Raw genomic sequence first — 16,024 nt, 5'->3', positions numbered from 1 at the left:
GCGAATTATGCCCGAAGGGAGCGGAGGCTCAGGCACGGTATAATTCATCCCATGGTCTGGCTCCTGCATTCCGTCGCCGCGCAAAGCGATTTCGATCAGTTTTTCAGCACCCTTTCCCAGGGTCTGGACCCTGACGATGCGGCGACGCTGAGGGAATCCGTCGCGTTCTCCTGGGAAGTTTATGGCAATGCTTCGCTGGGCAGCGGAGAGCGCATCTGGTCGCATGCGCTCGGCATGGCTGTGATCATTGCCGGCCTCCGGCTCGACGTCGAATCGCGCATGGCGGCGGTGCTGTTCGCCATTCCCGCCCACGACCAGCATGGCACCGCGCGCATCGAGCAGCGCTTCGGCAAGGCGGCAGCGGATCTCGTCAATGGCATTTCGCGGTTGAACCGGATGCGGCCGATCACCAGGGGCTTCGTAACCGCCAACATCGAGGCTGGCGAAGTCAATCCTTCCGAAACGAAGGCGCAGGTCGAAGTGCTGCGCAAGATGTTGCTGGCCATGGTCCAGGACATCCGCGTCGTGCTGCTGCGCCTCGCCAGCCGCACCCAGACACTACGATTCTACGCGTCACATCCGGATGACCTGCGCATTCATGTCGCGCGCGAGACGCTGGAACTGTACTCGCCGCTGGCGAACCGGCTTGGCGTCTGGGAGTTGAAGTGGGAACTCGAGGACATGTCCTTCCGTTTCCTGCATCCGGAAACCTACAGGAAGATCGCCAGGATGCTCGACGAGAAACGCAGCGAGCGCGAGCGTTTCATCACTGAGGCCGTGGCGAAGGTGAGCGCCGAGCTGGAAGCGGCGGGCGTGCGCAATGCCGATGTTTACGGGCGGCCCAAGCACATCTACAGCATCTGGAACAAGATGCGCTTGAAGGGCGTCGAGTTTTCGGAGCTGTACGATATCCGCGCGCTGCGCATCATCGTTGATGACCTCAAAGACTGCTACACCGCGCTCGGCATCGTGCACAACCTGTGGTCGCCGATTTCCAAGGAATTCGACGATTACATCTCCAACCCCAAGGGAAACTTCTATCGCTCCCTGCACACGGCAGTAGACTGTCCTGACGGACGCAGCCTGGAAATCCAGATTCGTACCAAGGAAATGCACAAGCACGCCGAACTCGGTGTCGCCGCCCACTGGCGCTACAAGGAAGGCGGCAAGCGCCACGCCGAGAGCGACTACGACGAAAAGATTGCCTGGCTGCGCCAGTTGCTGACCTGGAAGGACGAAGTCGCCGACAGTTCGGACTGGATCAGCCACTACAAGCAGGCGGCGCTCGACGAGACGCTCTATGTCATCACGCCGCAGGGCAAGGTGGTCGATCTGCCGCAGGGGGCAACGGCGGTCGATTTTGCCTACCGCGTGCATACCGACCTCGGTCATCGCTGCCGCGGCGCCAGGGTAGACGGCCAGTTGGTGACGCTCAACACGCCGCTGGCGACCGGGCAGCGCGTCGAGATCATCACTGCCAAGCACGGCGGGCCGTCGCGCGACTGGTTGAATCCGACGCAGGGCTACATCCACACCAAGAGCGCGCGAGTCAAGGTGCGCGCCTGGTTCTCAAGCCTGGCGCTCGAGGAAACCCTGGCCGAAGGTAGGGCCATCGTTGGCAAGGAATTGCAGCGCCTCGGGCAGACGGGCGCGAGTATGGATGATCTCGCGCACAAGCTCGGCTTCTCGCGCGCCGATGATCTGCATATTGCCGCGGCTCGTGGCGAACTGAATCTGCGGCAGTTCCAGCTCGTCGCTCGCGGCGGTGATCCGCTGGCCGAGACGCTGCTGCCGGATGAGGTGCTGGCCAGGCCGAGCCGGCCGGCCAAGGGCAATCAGGGCATCCTGATCGTCGGCGTCGACAAGTTGCTGACGCAGCTTGCCCGTTGCTGCAAGCCGGCACCACCGGACAAGATCCAGGGTTTCATCACGCGCGGCAAGGGTGTTTCCATTCACCGCATGGATTGCTCCAACTTCGCCAACCTGCTCGCGCAGCATCCCGAACGCGTCATCGAAACCGCCTGGGGCGGCCAGACGACAGGCGTGTTCGCCGCTGACATCGTCGTCGATGCTCACGACCGCCAGGGCCTGCTGCGCGACATATCCGAGATCTTCACGCGTGAAAAGCTCAACGTCGTCGGCGTCAATACACAGACGAAGCAGGGCAAGGCGCACATGGGATTCACCGTCGAGATCACCAACCTGCCACAACTCCAGCGCACGCTGACGCTGATTCACGAAGTCGACGGCGTGGTCGGCGTGCGCCGGGCCTGAAACACGAGGAATGCTCATGAAAGGAAACTTCGCCGCAATCGCTCTGACCGTCATCGGTGCGGTGGCCCTTGCCGTCAATCTGGATTTTCTCGAACTCGATATCGTCGCGCTGTTGCGCAAGTGGTGGCCGCTCGTCCTGATCGCGGTGGGCGTGGCCTTGTTTTTCACCCCCGACGACAATGGGCGGAAGCACTCGGGTTCATAGGCATCTGGCCGCCCCGGAACAGCGAAATGCGGCGGCGGGACCGCAATCGTCCGGGAACACATCCTGCGTCAAGTCATGGACTTCGGTCTCAGACCGCTGCGGATGGTTTTTTCATTGCTCGCGTGGCGCGGACGATGGCGACCGGGATGCGGCGGTGGCATCTGGCGGCCGAATGGTCAGATACATGCGCTTTGTTCCATTCGCCGACCCGCTGCGCACCGAAGCCCCGGTTATTCTTGCGAGTGACCGGGACTGATAGACCTGGTGAAGCTGGGTTACCAGTTCGACATAGTTGCGCGTTTCGGGATAAGGCGGAATCGCGTTCCGGTATTGCTGAACCGCCCCTTCACCGGCGTTGTAGGAGGCGATCACGAGATTCTGTTGCCCCGGAAACAGCTTGAAAAGGTCGGCAAGGTAACGCGCACCGAGACGTATATTGGTTTTCGGGTCGCGCAGCTTTTCTTCGACGGATTTTTTTTCGTTACCGAGCAGGCCATAGCGTTCGGCGGTAGCGGGCATGATCTGCATCAGGCCGACTGCGCCCTTGGGCGAGATCGCGTCAGGATTGAAGCCCGATTCGGCCGCCATGACCGCCTTGAGCAAGGCAAGTTCGACCGCAAACTCGATGCTCGCGGTCTTCAGCAGCGGCTCGTAGGATTTCAGGTTGGGATGCTCTATCAGACGGGTGGACAGCGCCTGCTTTCCGCGCCCAGAGGGTTCCAGCTGCAGCGATCCGAACCTGTTTCCCCGCACCAGCAACTGGTAGCGAGGATCTGACTTCTCGGCGGAAAAGTGCGATACACCCTGTTCGTCGACATAACCATAGATATCCGCATGGCCGCTTGCCGAAGCGACAGCCAGAAAAAGTGTAACGACGAGTCTTGAACGCTGCATCGGACCTTCGGGTGGAAAATGAGTAAACTGAGCTTGTTCAGATAGCCCTGATGGAGAATGTCTATCATCAAGCTTGCTGTCAATTGACCTGACCGAGCCGAGAAGTTCCCGGGTACTGGTAACGGATCAGTTTATCAGTACGCACCAGTCGCCTCAAAGTTCAATCAGTTCCGGTCGACTGGATGAAAGGGGTGATTTTAGGTTGTTTTGTTGCCCATTTGCCGTACTGCGGATTTTTTGGTTAAGTTATGGCCATTCGGCACAACTGTTCAGCAAAGGAGAACCAATATGTTCAAGGGAATATTGATCACCAAGGACGAAGCCGGCTACAAGGTCGCCGTGCAGCAGATCGACGACGCCGTGTTGGGCGAAGGCGATGTCACGGTGCAGGTCGAATGGAGCACGCTCAACTACAAGGACGGCTTGGCGCTGACCGGAAAGTCACCAGTCGTGCGCCGTTTTCCGATGATTCCCGGCATCGACTTCGCCGGCACCGTCAGCGCCAGCACGAACCCCGCGTGGAAATCTGGCGATCGCGTCGTGCTTAACGGCTGGGGCGTCGGCGAAACCCATTGTGGCGGCCTGGCCGAAGTGGCGCGGGTCAAGGGCGAATGGCTGGTGGTGCTGCCCTCCGCATTCACCGCGCGGCAGGCGATGGCGATCGGCACGGCAGGCTACACGGCGATGCTCTGCGTCCTAGCCCTCGAAAAGCACGGTATCAAGCCGGCCGACGGCGAGATTCTGGTGACCGGAGCCAACGGCGGCGTCGGCAGCGTCGCCATCGCGCTGCTGTCGCGGCTTGGCTACACGGTGGTCGCGTCGACCGGTCGTCCGGAGGAAGCCGAACATCTGAAGGCGCTCGGTGCCGCCGATGTCATCGAGCGCGGTGAACTGTCAGCGCCCGGCAAGCCGATCGGCAAGGAACGCTGGGCCGGCGTCGTCGATACAGTTGGCAGTCATACGCTGGCCAATGCCTGCGCGACGACGAAATATCGCGGCGCGGTCGCTGCCTGCGGGCTGGCCGGCGGCATGGATTTTCCGGCGACGGTGGCGCCGTTCATCCTGCGCGGCGTGACGCTGTACGGCATCGACAGCGTGATGGCGCCGCTGGCCGTCCGCCAGGAAGCCTGGGCACGCCTTGGCCGCGATCTCGATATCGCCAAACTGGATGAGATCACGTCCGAAATTGGCTTGTCTGAGGCGATCAAAACCGGCGCAAGTTTGCTTGAGGGCAAAGTGCGCGGCAGAGTGGTGGTGGATATCGGCCGCTGATCTCGCGACAACGGGCTCGCTGTAAAAAAACCTGGCCAAGGCCGGGTTTTCGCTATCTCAGCCGTTCAGGCGCCTACCTCCCGAGTTCGACAGTTAATTGCGCAAGTGACTGATTTCACTTGAGGTGAATTTAAAGAATGCCACTGCAACAGCGTCAGCTACTGCGGGGCGGTCGGTTTTTTCACGTCCAGGGCATTAAGCACCTCGGTTTGCTCGGCACTGAGGATCGAGACGCCGGTGACGGGTTCAGACGCGTTGAGCCGGATCTGGTGACGCTGGATTCGGCGAAGGTAGTCGAGCGCTCGTTCCGGCGATAGCCCGGCGTTGGCCGCTTTCAGGCGCTGACGCATGACCCGGTAAAGGATCAGCGCCATGAAGCAGATCGCCGCGTGAGCCCGGATGCGTTCGGGCAGACGGTGGTGACCGGTCCGATCTCCAATTCGGATTTGAGTACCTTGAAGCCGCGCTCGATATCCGCCAGCGACTTGTACCGTGCAACAACGTCCCGGGTGATCAGGTCCGTCGTATTGGTCACCAGCAGCAGTTTGCCGTCCATCAGGTTCGCCAAGGAACGCGCGCGCTCATCGATAGCGTAGATGAAGCGCTCGCTTTTCAGGTCGACCTTGATGATCTTCGACAGATGGGCCTCGCTGACCTCATGGAAGAAGCGCGCCTTGGCGCCACTGTCCGAGAGCTTGCGGCCCCGATGGTTGACGCCGTCATCCTGATCGTCAAGTTTGCCCACCCACTGCGCGGCGCGCTGGATCAGCTTCCCGATCTGCTCGTCCCGTCGTTGGGTCTGTAGGGCGGCACGTTCTGGATCGTGGGCAATCACCAAGCGCAGCGCGTTCCACGTCTTTTCAGCGATGATCTCGACGGTTGCCGCTTGGCACTGGCTCTTGTGGAAGTCATCGAGCAGTTCAGTGAATTCGTGATAGCGGCGTCCCGGCACCGCCAGGATGAATTCGAGCGGCCGGCCACTGGCCAGACGTATTTCGCTCAGCGCATCAAGGTTGTCCAGGCTGAGCAAGCCGCGATCGGCCACCAACACCAGGCGACTGACCGAGGGGAACCGGTTCAACACGATTTTGAGCATCGGCAGCAGCGTCTTTGTCTCCGCCGTATTGCCGTCGACCACCGCGTGGCAGATCGGCAAGCCCTCGGCCGTCTGCACCACGCCGAGCATGAATTGCCGTGCAATCAGCCCTTCCTTGGCCATGCCAAAGGCACGCACATCGCTTTCCTGGGTGCTCAGTCCCGCGGCGCGTATCGTCGTCAGGTCATAGAACACGACGGACAGATCCTGATCGATCATCGCTCGCAGCAAGCCGGCCACCACGGTATCGACCGCCGCGTGTTGATCCATCAGGGCATCCATGCTGCGCAGCAGATGCTGATGCGTGATCGCTTTGACCTCGACCTCAGGCAAGGCCACCGTCTCCAGCCAGCGCAACACGCCCAGTTTGGATTCCGGATCGCAGAGTCGGTTGAACACCATCACCCGGATCAGCGCTTCCACGTCGATCGTATGCCGCGTGCGGCGAAACACCCGCTTCAGTTCGCCAAAACCGAGCGATTTCCAGAGTTCGGTCAGTGTCCATACATCGCCAAACGCCCGGGCCGACTCGAAGCTCACCGTCGGTGTCGGTGGCACAACCACCATGGCTTCACGGCCCGATACCTTGAGCAACCCCTTGATCACTGAATCGAGACCGCCATCGCGTTAATCAAGACGGCCAAGCGTCGCCACGGTACGCTTCTTCACCCGCCCAGCGTCGTCCCGGTACGACTCGACAAGTTGGACGTAGCGGCGACCTCCTGAGGTGGTTATCTTGACATGCATGCCGCCACAGCATCACCGACATGAGTCCTGTCAAGTCAGAATTTAATAGGCCTTAGCGTGCCACCACACAACTTTCTTAGACATCCTCTGAAACCCGCGCCGTTACTGGGGCCATGTGTCAAAAATGGCCACTTTTGCCGCTGAACTGTCGAACTCCTGCTACCTCATGCGCGGTAATTTCGATGGCAGACCTCTTTGGGCTGCTGCTACGATGATGCAAGTTCGCACCAGGCGAATTCGTGTGTCTTGGCGGCCATCATCTGGTCTTGACATCACTTGCCCGAACCGAGCGGTATCACGAGCGTGGCGAACAGCGCATAGCCTTCAATCCTGTTTTTCGCATCAAACTCCCAGTATCCGCGCAGGTTCGCGTACGCCGGCTGCCCGCCGATAGTGAATGCATAGCCGAGCTGCGGGCCGATCGCGGCCACATTCGACTTGAACGATCCGAGCTTTGCGCCGGACCCGCTGTCACCGCTGAGTTGGTAGTAGAAATAGCCCGCCACGCCGACCTGCCAGTTGGCTGAAAGGAACTGTGAAGCAGCCCAGTCGAGATGGGAGTCGATGCCGTTCTTGTACTGGGTGTCGCTGTTTTCCCAGTTGTAGGTCAAGCCCGCCACTGCGGAGAACTCGCTGCCGGTCGTCTGGTTGAAGCAGGTGTAGCCACTGTCGGCATCGATCGCGGCATGCCCGATGCTGATGTTGGAGAGCCGGGTGCTGTCGTAGTTGCCGGTCGGTATGTCGCCGGTCACGTACGTCATCCAGTTGTGGACACCTCGGTTCCAGGCGAGACTGGCGATGGGATAGAGATCGGTCATTCCCGTCGTTGAGTCGCTTCTGTCGAACTCGGTGCCGCGCCGAGAGATCACGATATCGGCCCCAGCAGTGTTCCCGCCATAGCCGAATCCAAGGCCGATCGATGCCTGGCCGCCAAACAGCTTCGTCTCCGGCACATAGGATGGCTGAACAATGAGCAGCGGCGATCTCGCTTCGAGGCCGAGCGTCACGCTGTTGCCATGGGTGAGCGATTTGCTCTGGGAAGCACTGCCGCTGTAGTAGTAGCCCTGTATCGGCAATGACCAGCCCGGCGTTGCCGGGACCGCGGCGAGGCTCGCGTACTGACCCGAGGTCCAGAACGGTACCCCGCCCTGGTAGGCTGAAACCGGATTGGCGGCAAACATCACGGCCGCTGCTGCGCACCCAAAAAATTGAGCGACGTGATAATCCTTTCGGGGCGCCCACATTTCCGGACTTCCTAAGCCGGACGAGCCGGAACCGAACAGGTTAAAGTAGAAGCACTCTGCCACGTGAAGTGGAGGTTGCCATGAACGTACCACTTCTTGAGCGCTACTGTGACCGGATCGCGGGGATTTTGACCTGCTACGACCGGGTTGTGATTACTGGCACGCTGCCTGGCGCGTGCTACGCGGCAGGCATTGAACGCCAAGGCCTTGGCGGCATCGGCCGGGGTGAGCATTCAGTACATCGCCAAGGCGCATGTGCGCAAGGAAGCGGTGGTCGCCGAGGTGATCAAGGCGCGGGGTGATCACCCCGGACTGGTTCATGTCATCTCGGTCATGGAAGCCTGCTCGTCGTACAAGGCGTGGCATGACAAGCGCACCCATCAAACCTTTCTGCGCCCGGCGCCTGGCAAGTGCCTGCACTACTACTTCTATTTCATCGACGCGGAGTGGGGTCTGGTCTATCTGCGCGTGCCGACGTGGTGTCCCTTCCGGCTTCAGTTCTACTGTAATGGCCACAGTTGGCTGGCCCGGCAACTGACGGCTGCCAGCATCAATTACACCCTGGCCGACAACGCCTTCCTCCGTATTGGCGACTGGGCGCAAGCGCAGCCGTTGGCTGACAATCTTTCCCCGGACGTCCTGTACCGGATTCTGGATCGCCATGCCCAGCAATGCTGTCCGGTCCTTGATGTCTTTGGCCAGACCTACCACTGGAGTCTGATGCAAATCGAGTGTTCGACCGATCGGGCCTTTCGTTCGACCGCGATCATGCAACCCCTCTACGAAGCCCTTTCCCGGGAAGCTATCGTTTCGGTGAAGGCGCCGCAGGTGATGCATTTCCTGGGCAAGAAGCTGACGCCGCAGCTGGCGCAAGAGCTTGAGAGTCGCCTGTCCACCCGCATCGAGCGCACCTGCATCAAGCATCGGCTGGGCCAGCACTCGGTCAAGATGTACGACAAGTTCGGTCAGGTGCTGCGTATTGAAACCACCACCCATAATGTTTCCTTCTTCAAGCACCACCGCAAGGTGGAACACCGGGATGGTGAAGCCTCCCAGGAACTGGCGGCCGTCAAGAAGTCGATCTACGACCAAAGGAAGTCCCCGTGGGACAGCCTGATCGATCGGCGCGAAATCCTCCTCGGCTGCAACCGTCGCTACCTGGAATTCCTTTGCGCTCTCGATGACTTCTCCGCCGGCACGCGTTGCCTCGGCAAATTGACCACGCCCAAAGAAATCGACGGGCATCGCATCAAAGGCTTCAATTTCTTCGACAAGATCGAGCATGACTTGCTGTGCTCGCTCCAACATCCCGAGTTCAACATTCGCGGCGTCCGCCGGGCCGATCTGAAACCTTTCTTGCCTCACCTGGCCGCTGCCAGCATCACACGATACCTCCGGCGTTTGCGTGACTTCGGGTTGATCAAAAAGATCGTCGGCACCTACCGCTATTACCTGACTCGCACCGGTCGAAATGCCATCGCCGCTGCTTGTCGCATCACCGAGCAAATCATCAGGCCCGCTCTCGCGGCATGACAATTTCTGCTCAGAAAATGTGAATAGTTGAGTCATAAGGGACTATAAATATCAATCCGTTATGAGACCCAATTCCACCCCGACATGGCCGGCTTATCGCGGCGGCTGTAAAATATGCAAACGCGCTAAATCAAGAGGATTGCTATGCTACCGACCAGAAGGGCATGTCCGGAATGCAGGGTATGGAAGGCCAGAAGAAGTAACAACCCTTGCGCCAATAGGGTGGGGCGGTCTGCCCGTCTCATTTGTGAACCTTGAAACCAGGCGATGACGAAAATGAAGAAGTCGATTGCGCTGTTTGGATTGATGACCGTGGTTGGCGTTTCCCCAGCCGAAATCTCCGGCTTTATCGGGGGATTGGAGCCCGCTTCCCGTCCTGCTGGCGCGCCGGTAATCACGCATTTTGAGCAGACGCCGGCCTGGCAGGCGCAGGCCCTGCGTGGTATCGGTCAACCGCATGTGGGCCTTGATTTCCTGAAGGATCAAGGGGCTTGGTATACCCCCTTCATTCATCCCAACCTCCTGGGTCGTTATGACATTCGTGGCCTTCATGCCGACACGGTGCGCAAGGATTGATCATGAGGAATTCGAAAGCCGGTATTGCCATTCTTGCCTTGGTTGCCGCTGCCGCCGTGGTCGGCGGTTATATGGGCTGGCGTATCCGCCACCAGCCTGCCGCGCCGCAGGAAATCTCAAGCCCCGAAGGTCAGGTCGCACCGGAGGCCTACGCGAGCAAGGATATCCTGCGCGCCACCTACGACCCCATTCATTTCAGGCCGGCCATCGAAACCGCGCGTGACGAACAGTGCCTGGCTTGCCACCGTGAAGTGCTCGACGACAAGGTTCGTGAAACATCACCGGCAGGCATCAATGCCAGTACCAGCAAGGCCTGGTATCAACGGCTCAGTACCTACGCCGGCGACCAGGACACGTTTCATCGACGCCACCTGAAAACAGCGATGGCCAAGGATCTGATGAACTTTTCCTGCACTACCTGTCACCAGGGAAATGACCCGCGCGACGAAGCGCAGGGTACTTCGGCGACCGGTACGCCACAGAGCGATAACGGGTTCACGCTGCGCAAGACGGTGAACACCGAGCAGACTTGCCTCCAGTGCCATGGTCCGATGAATGTCAAGGTCATGGGCTTGCCCGGCCCCTGGCCGGAAAGCAAGGAAATGTTCGGCGACTCCTGCCTGACCTGTCACGCCGCCATTCGCACCAACCGCCACCAGGTTAGCTATCTCAAGGCCGAGGCGATAGAGGCCGCCGGCCAGAAGAACGCCGATGTCTGCTTTGGCTGCCACGGTGGACGTGCCTGGTACCGGATCGAGTACCCCTATCCGCGCCATCCGTGGGAAGGCATGGCCCTGGAGGTGCCCGATTGGGCAAAGGACCGCCCGCTTGTCAGCGAAGCCCGCTTTGCATTGCCAGCCAATGGCAACCAGCCCAGGCAATAAGGACGAATCATGGATACGAAACGCAACTGGCTGGACATCCTCAACCCCAGGCGCCGCAGCTTCCTCAAGACTGTCGGCGCCGGTGCCGCGGTGGCCACCACCAGCGGCCTTGTCGAATTTGGCGCGGGCCGGCAGGAGGCCAAGGCCTTCGCTTACGAGCCTTATCCAAGAGATGACGACCTGACGACGGTCGTTACTTCCTGCGACCACAACTGCGGTTCGCGCCACATGCTCGTCGCCCACAAGAAAGGCGACGTCATCGTTCGTCTGTCGACCGATAACGGCAGCTATCAGGAGGGTGGCAGTTTCGGCAAGGATACCGAAGAGGTGCCGCAATTGCGCGCCTGTCTGCGCGGCCGTTCCTACCGCAGCCGGCTCTATTCGCCGGAACGCCTGCTCTATCCGATGATGCGGGTCGGCGAGCGTGGCGAGGGCAAGTTCAAGCGCGTCTCGTGGGATGAGGCGCTCGACCATGTCGCCAGGAAAATGGTCGAATTGAAGCAGAAGTACGGCCCCACCGCCATTCTCGACCAAGCCTATGCGGGGACCTCCTACGGCGTGCTGCACAAGTCAGACCAGATCGAAGGCCTGCTCGCCCGTTTCCTCGGCATGTTCGGTTGCCGCACCAACTCGTGGTCGGTGCCCAGCTACCAGGGGACGACCTTCAGCTCGCGCACGACCTTTGGCACCATCACCGACGGCAATGAAGACGATGCCTTCGCGCACAGCAAGCTGATTATCATGTGGGGCTGGAACCCGGCGTATACCTTCCACGGCGGCAATACCTTTTACTACATGCGCTTGGCCAAGCAGCGCGGCTGCAAGTTTGTCGTCGTCGACCCGCAATACACCGATTCCGCCGCCAGCTACGACGCCTGGTGGATCCCGATCAAGCCCAATACCGACGCCGCCATGCTGGCCGGCATGGCTCATCATATCTTCGCCAACAACTGGCAGGACCAGAAGTTCATCGACAAATTCTGCCAGGGCATGGACGCCGGTACGACGCCCAAGGAGTTCGCCGACAAGGAGAACTTCAAGGACTACATCCTCGGCAAGAACGAGGGCATTCCGAAGACGCCGGAATGGGCCGAACAAATTTGCGGGGTTGCCGCGGTCGACATCAAGAAACTGGCCGAAATGTACGCGAGGACCAAGCCGGCCGCGCTCAAGGCGAGCTGGGCGCCGGGGCGCGCCAGTTATGGTGAGCAATACAACCGGATGGCGGCAGCCCTGCAGGCGATGACCGGCAACATCGGCATCCTCGGCGGCTGTGCCGAGGGTGTCGGCAAGGGCTGGCACGCCGAGGCCGTCGCGTACCCCTATGACGAGTATGCCAACGTCTGGTATGCCTCGATCAAGTCGGATCGCTGGGCGCACTGCGTGCTCAACTACCCCAACGTCAGGCGGGAAGAGATCGGCTGCTGGCCGAGGAACGACGAACTCGACGGCAGGATCCCCAACATCAAGGCGATCTTCTGGCATGGCTCGGACTGGTTCAACCAGTTGACCAACGTCAACAAGGAAATCCAGGCGATCAAGAAGCTCGAACTGGTGGTGTGCATGGACTCCACCATCACTCCCTCGGCACTGTGGGCCGATGTGCTCTTTCCGATCGCCACACACTTTGAGCGCCATGATGTCGCCTTGCCCTGGTACAAGGGCCACTATTACATTCATCGGCCCAAGGTCATCGAGCCGCTCGGCGAATCGAAGACCGACTTTCAGGTGTTCACCGAACTTGCCTTCCGCATCGAAAAGCTTGATCCCTCGGTCAAGGATTTCGGCAAGCGCTACAACCCAAAAGCCGAACGCGACTACTTCCAGAACAACGACGCGACCGACGAAGCCTACATTAGCGACTGGTGGAAAAAGGTGCAGACCCACCAGGGGGTCAAGATGTCATGGGAGTCATTCAAACAGCACGGCGTTTACAAATTCACCTTTGACAAGCCGATTGTTGCGTTCGAGGAGCAAATCAGGAATGGCGTTCGATTCGAGACGCCGTCGGGCAAGATCGAGATTCTCTCGGGCTATCTCGCCGGCGTGAAGGATTGGACCAAGACCCAATACGGTTACGAAATTCCCTACATTCCGAAGTGGGTCGAGCCGTTTGAATCGCTCAATCACGAGAAGGCGAAAAAGTTCCCTTTCCACATGATTACCCCACACCCACGCTGGCGCACCCACTCGATCTTCCACAACATTCCCTGGTTGCGCGAAACCTACCAGCAGGAGGTCACGCTGAACGCCAAGGATGCGGCAAGACTCGGCATCAAAACCGGAGACATCGTCGAAGTGTGGAACGAGCGCGGCAAGGTGGTCGTTCCTGCCTACGTGACCGAACGATGCATGCCGAGTGTGGTGGTGCTGTTCGAAGGCGCCTGGATGGACCTGGCCAAGGATGGGACCGACCGTGCCGGCAATCCGGATTTCCTGACACTGGATGAGCCCAGTCCGGCTGGCGCCTTTGCTTACAACACTATTCTTGTCGACCTCAGCAAGACCCCGCTCGAACATCGGCCGGGCTGGGATATTCAGGCTACTTCGCGGTCGGCGATCTTCCGCAGGGACAAGTGAGGCGATCATGGTCAACAAAGTCGACAAGCAGGAGCTTGAACAGGCTATCCGCCGCAAGGTGGCGCAAACCTACGAACCGGTCAAGCCGGCCAGGCAGTTCGGTTTCATCCATCACAACGTCGATTGCATCGGCTGCCGCGCCTGCGAGATCGCCTGCAAGGACAAGAACGGGCTGCCGCCCGGCCCGCGCTTCCGGCGCGTCATGTACATCGAAGGCGGCAGCTACCCGGAGGTGTTTGCCTACAAGGTGAACATGTCGTGCAACCACTGTGCAGAACCGGCCTGCCTACCGACGTGTCCAACCGGTGCGATCTGGAAGCGGGCCGATAACGGTGTGGTCGACATCGATTCGACCCTGTGCATCGGCTGCCGCAAGTGCGAGGCTGCTTGCCCCTACGGTGCGCCGCAATGGGATCCGCAGGAGCAGGTGATCAAGAAGTGCAACATGTGCATCGATGAGCTGGAAGCCGGTCGCAAGCCATATTGCGTGATGGCCTGCATGATGCGCGTGCTCGACATCGGTCCGGTCGAGGAGATCTGGAACAGCACGCTCAAGACCAAGGTGCTAGGGCCCCATGACAAGACGGTCAGGCAGGTCAAGAACATGGCCAACCCGGAATTGACACGTCCATCCATTGGCTTCATTCCTCACAGCAAGGGCAAGATGGATGGAGACTGAATTGCGCAATGCGCTGGTTGAGGATCTCGACCAGTTGATTCGCCTGCATGACCGTGAACTGGATACGGGGACGCTGGCCGCGTTGCGGAGCGCTGCCTTTCCAGACGGGCTGGCGTTGTCCGCCGCCGACGAGGCGGGTGAAACGGCCTACGCCAACATGGCAGCCGCCCTGCGCGAAAATCCGACGCTGGATGAACTGGCGGCCGACTACGCGGCGATCTACCTGAACAACAGCTTCGGTACCTCGCCCTACGAGTCGGTATGGCTGAGTGATGACCATCTGGCCTGCGACCGGCCGATGTTCGAATTGCGTGAAATCTACGCGGCGGCTGGCTGGCGGGTCGGCGACTGGCGTCGCCGCTTCGACGATCACCTGGTGCTGCAACTGCAGTATCTGCGGCAGATTCTAGCCAATGCTGCGGTCGACCCGGAAGAACTGGCCAGGTTCGTTGACGAGCACCTTGGCTATTGGCTTCCGGACTGGGGGCAGCGGGTATCGTCGCACTGCGGCACCCGGTTCTATGCGGCATTGGCCGAGTTGACCTATGTCTGGCTGCTGCTATTTCGTGAACTGCTGGCCGAAATCCACGATTTGCCGCTGCCCTCGCGCCAACAGATGGGTGAGAAGATCAATCGGAAACTGGCGCTCGACAAGGCCGAAATTGCACCGGTTCGCTTCATGCCGGGCGTCCAGGGACCAAGCTGGTAGTTTCCCGATACTGCGGAGTTCCCCGCCATGCTGGCTTGGCGGCGGGCATTGCTCACGAAATCCACAATCCGCTGGGTTCAATGCGCCTTGCCGTCGACGGTTTGTTGCGGAGTTTTCGCCAGGGAAATGCCGATGCGGAACGCATTTGCAGCTATCTGGAAATGATGAATGCGGAAATCGAGCGCTGTAGCGGCGTTACCCGGCGTCTGCTGTTACTTTCCCGCCTGCCACGGCAACAGGAGCAGATTGTATCGGTCAACCGGGCGGTGAGCGACACGCTGCAGTTACTCGATTTCGATGCACAGAGCCATGGGGTCGAGCAGCATCTGGAATTGGCCGTGGACGACTTGCGCGACCTCGCCGATGACAGCGACCTGCGCATGGTAGTTCTCAACCTGGCGCAGAATGCGCACCATGCGATGCCGCAAGGAGGAAGCCTGACCTGATTTTCATCGATCTCAAGTTGCCGGATACCGACACGCCGAAGCTGGTGAAACGCTCTCCGCTCAGTATCCGATTGTGGTGTTGATCGGGTATGGTTCGATTCGCAATACGGTGAGCCTGATCCAGGCCGGTGCGGTGGAGTACCTGACCAAGCCGGTGGGGCTCGATGAGCTGGAGATTGGCATCCGCCGCGAGCTGGACAGCACGGAACTGCGCCAGCGCAACGAGTTCTACCGGCGTCAGCTGGAATCCTGGCAACCGGGTCCGCTGCTCGGCAATTCGCGCGCCATGCTGGAAGTCTTGACCTGATCGAGGCCGTCGCACCCACCGATGCAACGCTGTTGATACAGGGCGAATCCGGCACCGGGAAGGAAATGGTCGCCCAGGCTCTGCAGCGAAGGAGTGCCCGCTGCGGCCGCGAGATGGTTACGGTCGACGGCGAAATATTGCAGGAAACCCTGTTCGAATCGGAAATTTTTGGCCATGAGCGCGGCGGCTTTACCAGTGCCGACCGCCAGAAGAAGGGCTTGATCGAAGAGGCGGAGGGAAGCACGCTGTTTCTCGATGAAATTGGTGAAACCAGCCCGGTGATTCAGGTAAAGCTGCTGCGCGTGCTGGAAACCGATACATTTTGCCGCCTTGGTGGCACCCCGGCATTGCGGGTGAACGTGCGCTTTGTCGTCGCCAGCAACCGGGAACTGGGCGAAATGAGCGAGGCTGGAAGCTTTCGCTGTGACCTCTATTTCCGGCTGGCCAGCTTCGTGATCCGCGTGTCACCGCTTCGCCATGGTGGAAATTGGGCAAAGGCGACCTTGGTGCTTGGTATCAGCGAGCGCAATATCTACCGTTTGATCAAGCAGCATGAACTGGGCGACTGAATCGCGTGC

14 protein-coding genes and 1 pseudogene are annotated in these 16,024 nt (G+C 59.9%); 12 read left to right on the top strand and 3 right to left on the bottom strand.

Features of this window, described 5'->3' with window-relative positions; all coding sequences use genetic code 11:
- Window positions 1-51: 51 nt before the first annotated feature.
- A complete protein-coding gene (locus IPP03_06180) occupies window positions 52-2,274 on the top strand; it encodes a bifunctional (p)ppGpp synthetase/guanosine-3',5'-bis(diphosphate) 3'-pyrophosphohydrolase (GenBank protein ID MBL0352242.1) in 2,223 nt (740 codons plus the stop codon).
- Window positions 2,275-2,290: 16 nt separating this feature from the next.
- Window positions 2,291-2,479, top strand: a complete 189-nt coding sequence (locus IPP03_06175) for a hypothetical protein (protein MBL0352241.1) — start codon at window positions 2,291-2,293, stop codon at window positions 2,477-2,479.
- A gap of 111 nt (window positions 2,480-2,590) precedes the next feature.
- Here IPP03_06175 and IPP03_06170 read toward each other — a convergent pair whose 3' ends face one another.
- Window positions 2,591-3,373 carry a transglycosylase SLT domain-containing protein gene (locus tag IPP03_06170; GenBank protein MBL0352240.1) on the bottom strand — a complete coding sequence of 261 codons (783 nt, stop codon included), beginning with the start codon at window positions 3,371-3,373 and terminating at the stop codon, window positions 2,591-2,593.
- A 288-nt stretch (window positions 3,374-3,661) separates the two neighbouring features.
- On the opposite strand from IPP03_06170, the gene IPP03_06165 reads away from it, so the two are divergent.
- Entirely contained in the window at window positions 3,662-4,645 is a 984-nt protein-coding gene (locus tag IPP03_06165) for an oxidoreductase (protein ID MBL0352239.1), read from the top strand.
- A 158-nt stretch (window positions 4,646-4,803) separates the two neighbouring features.
- Here IPP03_06165 and IPP03_06160 read toward each other — a convergent pair.
- A pseudogene (locus IPP03_06160) lies at window positions 4,804-6,488 on the bottom strand (IS1634 family transposase).
- A gap of 272 nt (window positions 6,489-6,760) precedes the next feature.
- Window positions 6,761-7,669: a transporter gene (locus tag IPP03_06155; protein MBL0352238.1), complete on the bottom strand. Its 909-nt coding sequence runs from the start codon at window positions 7,667-7,669 to the stop codon at window positions 6,761-6,763.
- A gap of 255 nt (window positions 7,670-7,924) precedes the next feature.
- Here IPP03_06155 and IPP03_06150 point away from each other — a divergent pair, with 255 nt between their 5' ends.
- The 9 genes from IPP03_06150 to IPP03_06110 all read left to right on the top strand — a co-directional run bounded on the left by IPP03_06150 (window position 7,925) and on the right by IPP03_06110 (window position 16,015).
- Entirely contained in the window at window positions 7,925-9,265 is a 1,341-nt protein-coding gene (locus IPP03_06150; GenBank protein ID MBL0352237.1) for a MarR family transcriptional regulator, read from the top strand.
- A gap of 267 nt (window positions 9,266-9,532) precedes the next feature.
- Window positions 9,533-9,841 (top strand): hypothetical protein, encoded by a 309-nt coding sequence (locus tag IPP03_06145; GenBank protein MBL0352236.1) that lies wholly within the window; start codon window positions 9,533-9,535, stop codon window positions 9,839-9,841.
- A 2-nt stretch (window positions 9,842-9,843) separates the two neighbouring features.
- Entirely contained in the window at window positions 9,844-10,725 is an 882-nt protein-coding gene (locus IPP03_06140) for a hypothetical protein (GenBank protein ID MBL0352235.1), read from the top strand.
- Between the two features lie 9 nt (window positions 10,726-10,734).
- A complete protein-coding gene (locus tag IPP03_06135) occupies window positions 10,735-13,305 on the top strand; it encodes a molybdopterin-dependent oxidoreductase (protein MBL0352234.1) in 2,571 nt (856 codons plus the stop codon).
- Window positions 13,306-13,312: 7 nt separating this feature from the next.
- On the top strand, window positions 13,313-13,984 hold the full coding sequence (locus IPP03_06130; GenBank protein ID MBL0352233.1) for a 4Fe-4S dicluster domain-containing protein: 672 nt from the start codon (window positions 13,313-13,315) through the stop codon (window positions 13,982-13,984).
- Entirely contained in the window at window positions 13,974-14,693 is a 720-nt protein-coding gene (locus IPP03_06125) for a molecular chaperone TorD family protein (protein MBL0352232.1), read from the top strand. Before IPP03_06130 ends, IPP03_06125 begins: the two co-directional genes overlap by 11 nt.
- Window positions 14,694-14,728: 35 nt before the next feature.
- Window positions 14,729-15,139, top strand: coding sequence for a hypothetical protein (locus IPP03_06120; GenBank protein ID MBL0352231.1), 411 nt, complete (start codon window positions 14,729-14,731; stop codon window positions 15,137-15,139).
- Window positions 15,140-15,248: 109 nt separating this feature from the next.
- Window positions 15,249-15,446 (top strand): hypothetical protein, encoded by a 198-nt coding sequence (locus IPP03_06115; protein ID MBL0352230.1) that lies wholly within the window; start codon window positions 15,249-15,251, stop codon window positions 15,444-15,446.
- Between the two features lie 32 nt (window positions 15,447-15,478).
- Window positions 15,479-16,015 carry a sigma-54 factor interaction domain-containing protein gene (locus IPP03_06110; protein ID MBL0352229.1) on the top strand — a complete coding sequence of 179 codons (537 nt, stop codon included), beginning with the start codon at window positions 15,479-15,481 and terminating at the stop codon, window positions 16,013-16,015.
- Window positions 16,016-16,024 lie beyond the last annotated feature (9 nt).

The organism is Candidatus Dechloromonas phosphoritropha, from assembly GCA_016722705.1.
In the GTDB taxonomy this organism is placed as follows: Bacteria; Pseudomonadota; Gammaproteobacteria; order Burkholderiales; family Rhodocyclaceae; genus Azonexus; species Azonexus phosphoritrophus.
This window is presented reverse-complemented; position numbering and strand designations above follow the sequence as displayed.

What these genes read in the sequence shown, in the direction of transcription:
- IPP03_06180 (MBL0352242.1), top strand. Translation starts at nt 52, where the DNA reads ATGGTCTGGCTCCTGCATTCCGTCGCCGCGCAAAGCGATTTCGATCAG.
- IPP03_06175 (MBL0352241.1), top strand. Translation starts at nt 2,291, where the DNA reads ATGAAAGGAAACTTCGCCGCAATCGCTCTGACCGTCATCGGTGCGGTG.
- IPP03_06170 (MBL0352240.1), bottom strand. Translation starts at nt 3,373, where the DNA reads ATGCAGCGTTCAAGACTCGTCGTTACACTTTTTCTGGCTGTCGCTTCG.
- IPP03_06165 (MBL0352239.1), top strand. Translation starts at nt 3,662, where the DNA reads ATGTTCAAGGGAATATTGATCACCAAGGACGAAGCCGGCTACAAGGTC.
- IPP03_06155 (MBL0352238.1), bottom strand. Translation starts at nt 7,669, where the DNA reads ATGTTTGCCGCCAATCCGGTTTCAGCCTACCAGGGCGGGGTACCGTTC.
- IPP03_06145 (MBL0352236.1), top strand. Translation starts at nt 9,533, where the DNA reads ATGACGAAAATGAAGAAGTCGATTGCGCTGTTTGGATTGATGACCGTG.
- IPP03_06140 (MBL0352235.1), top strand. Translation starts at nt 9,844, where the DNA reads ATGAGGAATTCGAAAGCCGGTATTGCCATTCTTGCCTTGGTTGCCGCT.
- IPP03_06135 (MBL0352234.1), top strand. Translation starts at nt 10,735, where the DNA reads ATGGATACGAAACGCAACTGGCTGGACATCCTCAACCCCAGGCGCCGC.
- IPP03_06130 (MBL0352233.1), top strand. Translation starts at nt 13,313, where the DNA reads ATGGTCAACAAAGTCGACAAGCAGGAGCTTGAACAGGCTATCCGCCGC.
- IPP03_06125 (MBL0352232.1), top strand. Translation starts at nt 13,974, where the DNA reads ATGGAGACTGAATTGCGCAATGCGCTGGTTGAGGATCTCGACCAGTTG.